Annotated in this window: 11 protein-coding genes; 6 read left to right on the top strand and 5 right to left on the bottom strand. The window is 65.9% G+C overall.

Annotated elements, in window-relative coordinates; translation table 11 throughout:
* The first annotated feature begins 28 nt into the window (after positions 1–28).
* Positions 29–730: an FKBP-type peptidyl-prolyl cis-trans isomerase gene (locus QY325_07725; GenBank protein WKZ67810.1), complete on the top strand. Its 702-nt coding sequence runs from the start codon at positions 29–31 to the stop codon at positions 728–730.
* A gap of 67 nt (positions 731–797) precedes the next feature.
* Here the strand turns inward: QY325_07725 and QY325_07720 are convergent, their stop codons facing one another.
* Both QY325_07720 and QY325_07715 read right to left on the bottom strand, forming a co-directional pair.
* Positions 798–1,070, bottom strand: coding sequence for a DUF551 domain-containing protein (locus tag QY325_07720; GenBank protein WKZ67809.1), 273 nt, complete (start codon positions 1,068–1,070; stop codon positions 798–800).
* A 38-nt stretch (positions 1,071–1,108) separates the two neighbouring features.
* Positions 1,109–2,596, bottom strand: coding sequence for a hypothetical protein (locus QY325_07715; GenBank protein WKZ67808.1), 1,488 nt, complete (start codon positions 2,594–2,596; stop codon positions 1,109–1,111).
* 245 nt (positions 2,597–2,841) lie between these two features.
* Between QY325_07715 and QY325_07710 the strand changes: the two genes are divergently transcribed.
* Entirely contained in the window at positions 2,842–4,161 is a 1,320-nt protein-coding gene (locus QY325_07710; protein ID WKZ67807.1) for a pitrilysin family protein, read from the top strand.
* A 10-nt stretch (positions 4,162–4,171) separates the two neighbouring features.
* Positions 4,172–6,406, top strand: a complete 2,235-nt coding sequence (locus tag QY325_07705) for a pitrilysin family protein (GenBank protein WKZ67806.1) — start codon at positions 4,172–4,174, stop codon at positions 6,404–6,406.
* 175 nt (positions 6,407–6,581) lie between these two features.
* Here the strand turns inward: QY325_07705 and QY325_07700 are convergent, their stop codons facing one another.
* The 3 genes from QY325_07700 to QY325_07690 are packed head-to-tail and all read right to left on the bottom strand — an operon-like array spanning position 6,582 to position 9,236.
* Complete coding sequence (locus QY325_07700) at positions 6,582–7,352, bottom strand: enoyl-CoA hydratase/isomerase family protein (GenBank protein ID WKZ67805.1); 771 nt, start codon at positions 7,350–7,352, stop codon at positions 6,582–6,584.
* A 16-nt stretch (positions 7,353–7,368) separates the two neighbouring features.
* Positions 7,369–8,097, bottom strand: coding sequence for a LytTR family DNA-binding domain-containing protein (locus QY325_07695; GenBank protein WKZ67804.1), 729 nt, complete (start codon positions 8,095–8,097; stop codon positions 7,369–7,371).
* A gap of 59 nt (positions 8,098–8,156) precedes the next feature.
* Positions 8,157–9,236, bottom strand: a complete 1,080-nt coding sequence (locus QY325_07690) for a histidine kinase (protein WKZ67803.1) — start codon at positions 9,234–9,236, stop codon at positions 8,157–8,159.
* Positions 9,237–9,340: 104 nt separating this feature from the next.
* On the opposite strand from QY325_07690, the gene QY325_07685 reads away from it, so the two are divergent.
* The 3 genes from QY325_07685 to QY325_07675 are packed head-to-tail and all read left to right on the top strand — an operon-like array spanning position 9,341 to position 13,174.
* Positions 9,341–9,913 carry an ACP phosphodiesterase gene (locus tag QY325_07685; GenBank protein WKZ67802.1) on the top strand — a complete coding sequence of 191 codons (573 nt, stop codon included), beginning with the start codon at positions 9,341–9,343 and terminating at the stop codon, positions 9,911–9,913.
* Positions 9,910–11,337, top strand: coding sequence for a transglycosylase SLT domain-containing protein (locus QY325_07680; protein WKZ67801.1), 1,428 nt, complete (start codon positions 9,910–9,912; stop codon positions 11,335–11,337). The genes QY325_07685 and QY325_07680 overlap by 4 nt, the downstream gene beginning before the upstream one ends.
* 58 nt (positions 11,338–11,395) lie before the next feature.
* Positions 11,396–13,174 (top strand): agmatine deiminase family protein, encoded by a 1,779-nt coding sequence (locus QY325_07675; GenBank protein ID WKZ67800.1) that lies wholly within the window; start codon positions 11,396–11,398, stop codon positions 13,172–13,174.

Raw genomic sequence — 13,174 nt, 5'->3', positions numbered from 1 at the left:
ACTACCTTCGCGCCCCATTCACAACCGCATGACCATCCGCCTCGCCTTCGCCCTTGTGGGCACCGCCTTCATCACCGCCTGCTCCCAGGGCCAGAAGGACCGTGTCACCCTTCAGACCGAGATCGACTCCGTGAGCTACGCCATCGGCGCCGACATCGGGGCCAATTTCAAGCGCAGCAAGCTGGACAACGTGAACATCCCCGCATTGGCCATGGGCCTGCGCGACGGCATCGACAGCGCCGCCATGATGAGCGACGACGAGGTGCAGAAGGTGGTGCAGCGCTACATGATGAAGCTCCAGGAGGAGCGCATGGCAGAGGAGCGCGCCCAAGGCGAGGAGAACCGCGTCGCCGGCGAGAAGTTCCTGGCCGAGAACGGCCAGCGGAAGGAGGTGGTGACCACCCCCAGCGGGCTTCAGTACGAGGTCATCACCATGGGCAAGGGGCCCAAGCCCACGGCCGAGAGCACCGTGAAGGTGCACTACACCGGCACGCTCACCGACGGCACCAAGTTCGACAGCTCGGTCGATCGCGGCGAGCCGGCGCAGTTCCCCGTCGGCGGCGTCATCCGCGGCTGGGTGGAAGGCCTTCAGATGATGCCCGTGGGCAGCAAATGGAAGCTCTACATCCCCAGCGAGCTGGGCTACGGCTCGCAAGGCGCCCCCGGGGGCAAGATCCCCGCCAACAGCGTGCTCATCTTCGAAGTGGAGCTGCTGGAGATCGTGAGCTGATCCCTTCCCCTTGCGACTGCGCGGAGGCGCGAGGCTTGTGCCTCGCGCCTTCTTCTTTCGGTGAGGCTCAAGGATGGCCGGGCAATGGCATCCAGTGCGACACCTCGTGGAAGAAGCGGTTGCTGGTGCCCTCGCCGAGCCAGAGATGAGGCGTGCCCTGGTAGCCGGTCTTGCTGGGGTTCTTCACGAAGAAGTCGAGCGCGAAGCGCATGACCACCACGTGCCGCTCCTCGCTGGCGCCGGTCTTTCCGGGGAGGTACACGGTGTTCTTCGGAAGGAAGCAGAGGACACGCTGGCCGTCATCGGGCAAGCGTTCGCTGACGGGGATCCAGGAGGTCATGGCCGGCGGGCTGGGCGCGGGCAAGATAGGCGGCGTGCTCAGGCCTGGGGCTCGAGGGGCACGCCTTCGGCGAGCACCAGGTCCAGCGTAAGCTGAACGGCCTGCCGGGCAAGGGCCTTGGTGCGCTCATCGGACTCGCTGAACATCTTGTCGGATTCCTTGCGCACCAGGTAGCGCAGGAGGTCATCGTGGATGTCGAGCTGGGTGGCGGTGATGATACCCTGGCGCGAATGGCACCACTGCCAGAGGAGCCGCAGCGCCAGGCGCAGCGAAGAGCGGTCGTGCAGCCGGCTGCCCTGCACCACCCAGGCATTGCCCTGCCAGCGCATCACCAGTGCGCGCAGGACGGTGCGGATGGTGCCCACCAGGCTCTCCACGGTGATTGCGCCCTCAGGCCTGGTGATGAGTTCCGCAGGCTGCACGGCATGGTCGCGCAGGTAGCCGAATTGGTTGGCCAGCGGCATTACTTTGTTGAACTGGGCCATGGCCGCATTCACCGTATCGGCATGCACCACGATGGTGCCGTCGAAGCCGTCTGCGGCTTCGCGCTCCTTGTCGGCCAGCATCTCCATGTAGTCGGGCTTCAGCTTGGCCGGGTCCCGCGGGGGGAGCACGAATGAGGGCGAGCCGATGGCATGGCAGCCGCGGCGGTGGCAGAGGCCGATGATGTGCAGGGCCAGCGCCCGCAGGAATGGGGCGTTGAGCCCGATGGCCTCGCGGTCGGGGAAGACCCGGGCATCAGGCCCATGGTACAGGGCGATATGGTCCGCTGCATATCCCTGTGGATCGATGGCGAGGCCCCCCGCATGGTGCATGAGCTCGAAGAGGATCTCGTCGGCCTCGAGGGCGCCGGCGATCGAGTCGATCATCACCGTGGCGCGGATCGTTCCGCGGGGGAGGTCGGCCTGCTGCTCCACCTCGTCGAACAGCTGCGCCCACAGGCGGGCTTCAGCATGCCCCTGCACATCGCGGAGCACCAGGTAGAGCCCGCCTTGGCGATCGGTCAGCGGCCGCAGCGCATGCACCCCCAGCAGGGCCAGGTCGAGGAAGGCGGCGGGGCTGGGCTCGTCGTCGAGCAGGACGCTCCGCTCCAGCACATGCAGCGGGCGCGGCGTTACCATCAGTCGCGTGGCGCTGCGGGGATTCGCGCGCACCCGCCCCTCGGTGGGGTCGAGGTAGGCAAGGTCGAGCCGCGCAGCGCGCTCCAGCACCCGGTGGGCGCGCATGATGCTCCACGGGTCGCCGCAGGTGAAGTTCCAGAGGTCGGCGATGTACGATTTGGCGCCGGCATTCAGCCCGTTGATCACATCGCTCCGCGTGCAGCCGCCGATGAGTTCCACACGGCGCTCGAGGAGCCGGTCAGGCACGGGGTCCACGCGCCATTCCGTGCGCCGTACATGGGCGGTTTCCACCAGATGGTCCACATCCCCCGATGCCAGCTGCACGCGGCGCCGGTCCCGCAAGGGCAGGAGTGCCGCGCGCCGTCCATCGAAACGCTGGAGGAGCAGGGTGAGAAGGTCCTTCACGCGAGGCCCCAAGGTGCGTTCCGCTGAACTGACTTCCATGCGCTGGTCGTGTGCGTGGCCTCATACGTCGAATGATGCGGCTCGGTTATCGGCGCTGTGCGCGGCGGTGCGATCGTCGGCCGGAGCGACCGGTCGCTGGGCCAGGCCCGCCCTGACTGACAGGGACCTGCTGCGTTCCCGAGGTGGTGGCGCCCTTGTACCTTCGGCGCCCCGGCGAGGATTCCCCCCGCGGCAACGTCACCCGCATGAAGACCCCGATCGCCATCCTGACCCTCATGCTCGCAGCATCCGCTACGGCGCAGCGCAGCGCCATCCAATACACCGAGTTCGACCTCGACAACGACTTGCACGTGATCCTCCATGAGGACCACGGGACGCCGATCGTCACGGTGAGCGTGATGTACCATGTGGGGAGCAAGAACGAGGACCCCACGCGCCGCGGCTTCGCGCATTTCTTCGAGCACCTGCTTTTCGAAGGCTCCCAGAACATCGGCCGCGGCGAGTTCAGCCGGCACGTGGAGCGCGCGGGAGGCGTGCTCAATGCCAACACCACCGCCGACCGCACCTACTACTACGAGGTGCTGCCGAGCAATCAGCTCGAGCTGGGCCTCTGGCTCGAGAGCGAGCGCATGCTCCACGCCAAAGTGGACCAGAAGGGCGTTGATACCCAGCGTGAGGTGGTGAAGGAAGAGCGCCGGCAGCGGTACGAGAACCAGCCCTATGGCACCATCCTCATGGAGGTGCTCTCCCGGGCCTACAGCACCCATCCCTACCGTTGGCCCACCATCGGCTACATGGAGGACCTGAACGCCGCCAGCGAGGCCGATTACCAGGCCTTCTACAAGCGCTTCTATGTGCCCAACAACGCCGTGCTGGTGGTGGCCGGCGACATCGACCCGGTGCGCACGCGCGACCTGGTTACGCGGTACTTCGGCACCATTCCCAAAGGCGAGCCGGTGACACAGCCCGCAGTGGAGGATGCAGGGCCCAGCGCGGAGGTGCGGGATGTCATCCACGACCGGATACAGCTGCCGGCCGTGGTGCTCGGCTACCGCATCCCGCCCACGGGTACCAGCGACTACTATGCGGTCGACCTGGTGAACCGGCTGCTCAGCAGCGGCAACAGCAGCCGCCTCAACCGCGCACTGAAGGATGAGCAGCAGAAGGCCATCGCCACGGGCGCCTTCAGCCTCCCGTTCGAACAGGGCGGGCTGGCCATCATGTATGCCATCGCCAATGCCGGCATCGAGGCCGCGCCGCTGGAGCAGGCCATGACCGCCGAGGTGCGCCGGATCCAGGAGCAGGGCGTGCCCCGCGAGGAATTCGACAAGCTCCTGGCCCAGTTGGAGATGGAAAGCGTGCAGGACAAGAGCCGCATCGCGGGCATCGCCAGCGACCTGGCGCGCTGCCATATGCTCCTTGGTGATACGCGACTCGTGAACACCGAGATCGACCGTTACCTGGCGCTCGGCCCCGAGGACCTGAAGCGCGCGGCGCTGACCTATTTCCGTCAGGATGCGCGCGTCGTGCTCCACTACCTTCCCGCTTCCCAGAAACAACCCTAGCCCTGCCGCCATGGAACACCGCATCCCCGCTCTTGGACTGCGCCTGGCCGGTGCGCTGCTCCTCCTTCCTGCACTGATGAACGCCCAGATCGACCGCACCAAGCCGCCGGCTCCCGCTTCCGCACCCACCGTTCAGCTCGGTGAGCACAAGAGCTTCGAGCTCCCCAATGGGCTGAGGGTCATTGTGGTGGAGAACCACAAGCTGCCGGTGGTGAGCGTGCAGGCGCGGTTCGATATCCCCCCCATGGCGCAGGGCGACCGGGCGGGCTTCATCGACCTCATGGGCGAACTGCTCGAGGCCGGCACCCGCACGCGATCGAAGGCGCAGATCGACGAACAGGTGGACCGCATCGGGGCAACGCTCTCCACCAGCCGCGAGGGCGTCTACGGCAGTGCCCTGAAGAAGCACCTGCCTGAGCTCATGGCTTTGTTCGCCGACGTGGTGACCGAGCCGAGCTTCCCCGAAGAGGAGGTGCAGAAGGCGCGCAAGCGGAGCCTGAGCGGCGTGCAGCAGCGCAGGGAGGATCCAGCGGCGATCGCCGATGCGGTTGGTGCGGCCGTCACCTTCGGCCGCTCGCACCCCTACGGGGAGGTGGTCACCGAGAAGACCCTGGGCAAGGTGAACCGCGACCAGATGGTGGCCTACCACGCCAAGTTCTTCCGGCCGGAGAAAGGCTACCTCGTATTCGTAGGGGACATCACCGAGAAGGAGGCGCGCGAGCTCGCCAAGCAGCGATTCGCCAAGTGGAAGCCCGCACAGAAGTACACCGTGGTGAACGAGGACGGAACGCAGACCATCGAAGGCATCGGCATCGTGCGCTTCCTGGATGCGCCCAAGGGGCCGCAGGGCCCCCGTCGCGTGGTGCTGGTTGATCGCCCGGGCGCAGCTCAATCCGTTATCCGGGTCGCCTTCCCGATCAACCTGCATCCGAAGGATACCCGGGCGCTCAGCGCCCAGGTCATGAACACCATCCTGGGCGGAGGTGTGTTCAATGCCCGGCTCATGCAGAACCTGCGGGAGGATAAGGGCTGGACCTATGGCACCTACGCGACCCTGGAGTCGGACCGGTTCAACGGCCATTTCCACACCACCGCCAATGTGCGCACGGCCGTCACCGACAGCGCCATCGCGGAGACCATAAGGGAGATCGAGCGCATGCGGAGCACTGCCGTCACCGCCGAGGAACTTGATCTGGCCAAGCGGTACATGGCCGGCAGCTTCGGCCGCAGCCTGGAGGATCCGCGCACCATCGCGCGATTCGCACTCAACACCTACCTCAACGAGCTGCCGAAGGACCATTACGCCACCTACCTGAAGCGGCTGGAAGCGGTTACTGCTGCGGACGTTCAAGCGGCGGCGGAGGCCTTCCTCCACCCTGATAACGCAGTGATCCTGGTGGTGGGCGATGCGAAGAAGCTCCGCGAACGGCTGCAGCCCCTCAGCTGGGCCACGAATCCCGCCGTGCTCGAGCTCGATCACAACGGCGACTATTTCGTGGAGCAGTTCGAGCAGGTGCCCGGGCTCACCGCAGACCAGGTCATCGAGCGCTACCTCACCGCCATCGGCGGCCGTGAGGCCATCGGTCGCATCACGGACCTGCGGATGGAGATCGAGACGGAGATGCAGGGCATGCCGCTGAGCATCGTGCAGTGGTACGGGCCTGACGGGCTGTTCCGCTCGGAGACGAAGAGCAATGGAGCGCTCATCCAGGAAGAGGTCTTCGACGGCGAGCGGGCCGCCCGACGCGGGCCGCAGGGCGAGCAGGAACTGGAGGACATGGACCTCGGGGAGCTCATCTTCAATGGCCATGCGGTGCCGGAACTGCATTACGCGCGCACGGCGGAGCGAGTGATCCTCGCGGGGCGCATCGGCGTCGACGGGCGGCCGGCGCACAAGCTGCAGGTGATGCTCAGCTCCGGCGGCAGCGTGGGCGACTACTACGATGTCCAATCCGGCCTCAAGGTCAAGCGGATGGAGCAGAAGTACCTGAATGAGCGCACCTATGTCATCACGACGGAGTATGCCGATTACGAGCCCTCGGGCGGCGTCAGCTTTCCCCGGACCATCACCCAGAGCGGCGGACCCATGGGCGAACTCGTGATGAAGGTGAAGGCGATTACGCTGAACACAGGCCTGAAGCCGGCCTTCTTCGCCACGAATCTGCCTGAGCGCGAAGTCCCGGAGTACAAGGAGCCGATCGAGGAACAGCCCTTGGATACGCCGCCCGTGGACGGGGAGGAGTAGCCTGCCTCCCGATCGGGCGAAGCGCTTCCTGGGTCCCTGCGGGTCGTGCAGCTGGAGCAGCGTGAGGAAGAGCGGGCGTGGCGATGCGGCGATTGCACTGAGCCCTGTCAGCCGTTCATGACAGGCACCGGACCAGACGCCTGGACCGATGCCGAAACGCCACCGGCATGCGCGCTCACTTCCTGGCCGCCTCCGCTTTGAACGTCGCGATGGCGCTGCGTGTGAATTCCGACAGCACAAGGCGCCCGCTCACCTTCGCGCGCTCGATGAGCAGGCTGTCCCAATCCTCGGTACCCTTCCACAGCACGCGCTTGATGTCGGTCATGGCTTCGGGGCTGTAAGCGGCCAGTTCCTTCGCGTGGGCATCGATGCGGGCATCGAGTGCTTCCACAGTATCGAAGACCTCCGCGTAGATGCCGTGCTGCTCGCACCACTGTGCGCTGCGGCGCGTGGCGGGCGTGGCGCTGAGCAGTCCGAAATGGCCGGTGCCCACCTTGCGCTCCACGGCCGGGCCCACCACGAAGGGGCCGATGCCCACGGCGAGCTCGCTGAGGCGGGCGCTGGCGCTGCTGTGCGCATAGGCGATGTCGACAGCGCAGGCCAGGCCCACGCCGCCGCCCACGCAATGGCTGTGTATGCGGCCGATGACGAAGACCGGCACGGTGCGGATGGCGTTGATCACGTGCGCGAAGCCGCTGAAGAACTCCAGGCCGCGAGCCTCATCCGCGATAGCCACCAGCTCATCGAAGCTGGCGCCGGCGCAAAAGGCCTTGTCGCCCTCGCTGCGCAGGATGATGACGCGGGTGGCGGGGTCATGGCCCGCCTTGGTGATGGCATCCGCCATGCCGCGCAGGATGTGGCCCGGCAGGCTGTTGCTCTTGGGGTGATGGAAGGTGACCGTGGCGATGCCGCCCTCGGTGGTGGTGTTCACGTAGCCGTCGCTCATGGCGCAAATATCCGCCTCACAGGCTCAGCAGGTCCTTGAACCGGGCAGCCTGCCTCCGGCTCACTTCAATGGCCTCCTGCTCGCCATCCTTGCCCTGGTGCTTCAGCTTCACCATGAGCCCGCCGCTGAACCAAGGCTCGATCCTGTCCACCCAGCGCAGGTTGATGATGTGCTTGCGGTTGGCGCGGAAGAACACGAGCGGATCCAGTTTCTCCTCCAGCTTGTTCAGCGAGCGCAGCACCAGCGGCTTCTGGTCGCCGAACCGCACGCGCACGTAGTTGCCCTCGCTCTCGAAGGAACGCACGTCCTTCAAGGTCACGAACCAGCACTTCTCGCCGTCTTTGAGGAAGATCTGGTCGGTCTCCTTCAACACCTCGCGTTGGGGAGCGCCTTCCTCGGCCGTGCGCGGGAGCTTGTTGACGGCCTCTTCGAGCCGCGCGGGGTCTATGGGCTTCATCAGGTAGTCGAGCGCATTCACCCGGAAGGCCTCGAGGGCATGCTCGTCATAGGCAGTGACGAAGATCACATGGGGCGCATGCTCCAGGGATTCCAGAAGCTGGAAGCCATTGCGCCCCGGCATGTTGATGTCCAGGAACAGGAGGTCGGGCCTCTTCTCCGCGATGAGGGCCTCGGCCTCATCGGCGTTCGCGGCCTCGCCGACGATCTCGATGCCATCGTGGGCTTCCAGCAGGGTGGCGAGTTCCTTTCGCGCCAGGCGCTCGTCGTCGATGATCAGGGCTTTCATGCGTGTTCGGGTTGTGCGTTGGGGGGGCGGAGGACAGGGCTCGGGCACTCGTCCGTCCATCAGCCTCCTGGGTTCATCATGGGTAGTTCAACCTCGGTGACCACCATGCCGTCCTGGTTGCTGATGCGCATGGTGGCGTCCCTCCCGTAGATGAGCTCGAGCCTGCGGCGCGTATTGCGAAGGCCGATGCCCGTGCCATTGACCTTCCCGGGCTCGTAGTGCCCGCTGTTGCGCACGGAGAGTAGCAGGCCATCGCCCTGGCGGTGGGCGCCGATCAACAGGTCACCGCCGCCGGCGAGCTGGGCCACGCCGTGGCGCACGGCATTCTCCACCAGCGTCTGCAGCAGCATGGGAGGGACCTGCGCGCGCCCCAAGCCTTCCTCCAGGTCGAAGCGCACGCGCAGGCGTTCCTCGTAGCGCATGGCTTCCAGCGCCAGGTAGTTCTTCACGATGTCGATCTCTTCGCCGAGCGGCACCGTCCGCCGCTTCACCGTGCTCATGGCATTGCGCAGGATGGCGCTCAGCTGCGTGATGGCCCGCTTGGCCTGCTCGGGGTCCTCATCGACCAGGGCGCGGATGCCGTTGAGCGCATTGAACATGAAATGCGGATTCAGCTGCGCGCGCAGGGTGCCCAGCTGGTTCTCGCGATTGGCTGTCTCCAGCCGCAGGTTGCGGATCTCCTCGCGGCGGTGCCGCACGAAATAGCTGTAGGCGAAGTAGAGGAAGCTCCACCCCGTGAGCAGGAGGGTCCAGTTGATCAGGCGCCCGAGGTGATCAAGGGGCGCTCGGTCCAGCACCGGCGCCGCATCGCTCAGCGCGAGGGGGACGAGCAGGCTCTCCGCCAGGAAGGCGGGCACACTGAGCAGGAGCGCGGCCAGGATGGTGCGGGGCAGGACATGGCCGATGCCGTGCTCCAGCCATCGCCGGCGCAGGATCACAGAGCGCAGCCCATGGCTCACGCCCAAGCCAACGCCCATCTCCGGGATGAGCACATCCCACACCCGGGCCGTGTAGGTGCCATCGATGTAGCTGGCCAGCACGGAGAGGCTGAAATACAATCCCCAGCCGACGACTTGGGCCGCCCAATACAAAGCCTTGCGGGGCATGCGGGTCAGGATGCCGACGTGCTGCCAATCCATGGATGAGTGCGAAAGGTACCCTGCCTCGCGCGCTCCTCCTCGCCGATCACATGAGCGGCTGGCAGCGGGGCCGGCCGGCCCGCACGGGGCTACCTTGCGGCGCGATGAACTTCCTGGGCCATCTGTTCCTCAGCGGCGACGATCCGCTGGTGATCACGGGCAACTTCATGGCGGATGCCGTGAAGGGCCGCGACCTGTCGCGGTTCAGCGAGGGCCTGCAGCGCGGGATACGCCTTCATCGGCGCATCGATGCGTTCACGGATGGGCATCGGATGGGTCATCCCGGCCATGTGCGGCTGCGGGCACACGCCGGGCACTACGCGCCAGTGGTGATGGACCTGTTCAGGGATCACCTGCTTGCCCGCGATTGGAGGCGGTGGCACGATGAGCCGCTGCCGGCATTCAGCGCCCGCATGTATCGCCTGCTGCGTGCGCATGAGGGCCATATGCCGGAGCGTACCCGGCGCATGCTGCCTTATATGGTGCAGGGCGACTGGCTGACCTCATACGCTTCGCTCGAAGGCATCGGCGCCGCGCTCCATGGGCTCTCCGTGCGGGTTCCGTTGGGTGCGCGCATGGCAGGGGCCGAAGCGGTGCTCGCCGATCACATCGCCGATTTCGAGCAGGAGTTCGGGGAATTCCTGCCGGCCATCATCCGTCATCTGCAGGCAGCATGAAACGGCGCTGGTGGGTATTCATGGCAGCGAGCGCCGCCTTCATGCTCGTCTTCGCGTGGGTGCTGTCGCGGAGCGCGCTGGATGATCATGGCCACGTATGGCAAGGAGAGTCTGCGGTGCGCGACCTGCCGCTCATCGCAACGGATACCCTTCGCGTGCTCGTGCTGCGCGACCCCTTGGTGTGGGAGCCTGGCCCCGGCGGCGATAGGGGACTCGCATTCGACTGGCTCAAGCGGTTCGCGAAGGAGCATGAGTTGGCCATCAGGCCGGTGGCGGTGACGGAGACCGATTCCCTCCTGGCCGCCTTATGGCGGGGCCAGGGCGATGTCATTGCCGCGCCGTTGCACGATGACCGGGATCTGCGTCACCACATCCGCCTGCTGGACCCATTCGCCGAGATCGAGCCCTACCTGGCCTCCTTGCGCCTGGAGCTTGAACCCGATGCACGGCTTGGCCTGGAGCCCCGCATCGATAGCGCGAAGGTCGCCCGCTCATCGCCTTTCGCGCACCCTGACTATGCATTTGCGCGCACCCTCCGCGCCGCGGTGGGGGAGGCGGAGCCTGGTTCCGGTGAGGAGGAATTGCTCATGGACGTGGTGTCCGGCCATGTGCCTGCCTGCCTGGTGAGCGGACTGCGGGCCGCGCATGAGGCGAATCGGTTCCCGATCCTTCAGTTCGAGGGTCCCGTGGGCAAGCCCATTCCATGGGCGTTCGCGGTGCGGCGCAATGCCCCCCTGCTGGAGGCAGCGCTGCGCGCCTGGCAGGCGGGGACCGGCGCTCGGGAGGCTTTCGTTCAGCTGAAGCGGGCAGCCACAGGCCCGGTGCCCCCTCCTGGTCCCCTCCGCGCCCGGCGAATCAAGGGACTGCAGGCGGACAGCATCTCGCCCTTCGATCAGTACTTCAAGACGCACGCCCAAGGGTTCTCCTTCGATTGGCGCCTGCTGGCGGCCATGGCCTGGAAGGAGTCGCGGTTCGACAGCACGGTCACTTCGCGCAAGGGGGCTATGGGCATCATGCAGATCATGCCCCGCACAGCGGCCCGTTTCGGCCTCGATACCTCCAGCGCCATGGAGGACCATGTCCGCGCTGCGGCGCAGTATATGGCGCGGCTCGACACTATCTGGCTGCGGGCGGTGCCCGATTCCGAGGAACGGCTGCGCTTCGTGCTGGCCAGCTACAACGCCGGCCCTGGCCACATCATCGACGCGCAGCGACTGGCCGGGCAGATCGGGTTGGACCCCTCGCGCTGGGAGGGGCATGTGGAGCGTGCCGTCATGCTGTTGGCCAAGCCCCGCTACTTCCTCCGGCCCGGGATGAAGAACGGCTACTGCAAGGGGAGCCAGGTCTTCAGCTACGTGCGCGGGGTATTGGCGGTGCATGCCCAGATCGTGGCTCGGACCGGCGGCGCCAAGCCCGTGCGTTGAGCGGCGATCGCACCCTGGGCGCCCCGGGCGATGGCCCTTCCATGTACATTCGCTTGCCATGTCACTCATGAAGCATTCCATCGCGGCCGTAATGGCCTTGTCCGGTCTTGCACTCGGTGCGCAGGATCTGCCGCATGCGCTTTCCCCTGCGGAGGTGCCGCTGATTCCGGCGTACCGTGAGAGCCGGATGCTCGCCGCACGGGGCATTACTTCGCCCCCGCCGTTCCAAGTCCGCACCATGGCCGAGTGGGAGGAGGTTCAAACGCTCGTCGTCACATGGACATCCTTCCCGGGCATCCTCAAGCAGATCGTGCGAGCGGCCAAGGAGGAGTGCGAGGTGCTCATCGTGTGCGCCGATCAGTCGGCCGTGGTCAACTACCTGTTGAACTCCAGCTATGGCGGGCCGCTCCCCGACCTCGAGAACATCACCTTCCTCACCGCACCGTTCAATTCCATCTGGGTGAGGGACTTCGGCCCCGAGACCATTTACCAGAATGAGGTGGACTCCCTCTTCCTGCTCGATTGGATATACAACCGACCGCGCCCTTTGGATGATGCGCTCAGCGATGAGGTGGGAGAGGCGAAGGGCATCACCGTGTTCAGCACCACTGCAGCGCCCTATGATCTGGTGCATACCGGCGGCAACTTCATGTCGGATGGCTTCGGAACCGCATTCAGCAGTGGGCTCGTGCTGGAGGAGAACGGCCCTGGCGGCGACTATAACATCACTGTCCGTGATGCGGCCGGAGTGGACGCGGTGATGAGCCAGTTCATGGGCATCCAGCCCGGGCGCTACGTGAAGATGACGCCGTTGCCCTACGATAACATCAACCACATCGATATGCACATGAAGCTCCTCGATGAGGAGACCCTGCTCGTCGGCCAGTTCCCGGCCGGGCAGAGCGACGGCCCTCAGATCGAGCAGAACATCCAGTACGTGCTAGGCAACTTCAACTCCGTCTTCGGAACGCCCTACCGCATCGTCCGGATTCCCATGCCGCCCAGCACGGGAGGCGCCTTCCCGCCAAGCGCCAGTTACCGGACGTATGCCAACAACATCTTCATCAACAGGACCGTGCTGGTGCCCACCTACCGTGAGCAGTACGACACCACCGGATTGCGCATCCTGCGCGAGAGCCTTCCAGGGTACCGTGTCATCGGTATCGACTGTGATGACAATGGGGTCAACATCATCAGCCAGAGCGGTGCGATACACTGCATCACCAAGGCCATCGGGGTGGCCGATCCCCTCCTCATCCGGCACCAGCGGCTCACCGACACCTATGAGACCGTCGAGCCCTATGGGGTCTCCGCCTACATCCGTCACCGATCGGGTATCGCGGAAGCCACGGTCCACTGGACCACGGATACGACGGCAGGCTACCAGGCCATTGCGATGGTGCCTGGTCCAGGGGATGTCTGGACAGCCCCGATCCCCGCACAGGCCGCTGGTTCGGTCATCTACTACTACATCCACGCGGCAGCCAACAGCGGTAAGCAGCAGGTGCGGCCCATGACGGCGCCGCAGGGCTGGTGGCGCTTCAGGGTGATGGGGGATGCCACTGCGGTCGGTGAAGGGGAGGGTCCGGTCGTCACCGGCGCCTACCCCAATCCCACCAACGGGCTCCTGGTGGTGTCAGTGGATGGAACGGGCCGTGAGCCGGTCCGCATCCGCTTGCTGGACGCGTTAGGCCGCGAGGCCTTGCGCATCCAGGATGGCCCCATGCACATGGACGGGCGTGCGTTCGCTGACCTGAGCGGCCTGGCCGAAGGCGCGTACCAGCTGGTGGTGGAGACCGCTCGCGGACGCAGCACCCGGAAGGTGGTGCGCCATTGA

Source organism: Flavobacteriales bacterium (genome assembly GCA_030584065.1).
GTDB lineage: Bacteria > Bacteroidota > Bacteroidia > Flavobacteriales_F > PHOS-HE28 > PHOS-HE28.
Note: the sequence above shows the minus strand (reverse complement) of the source record. Positions and strands in the feature narration are given on the sequence as shown.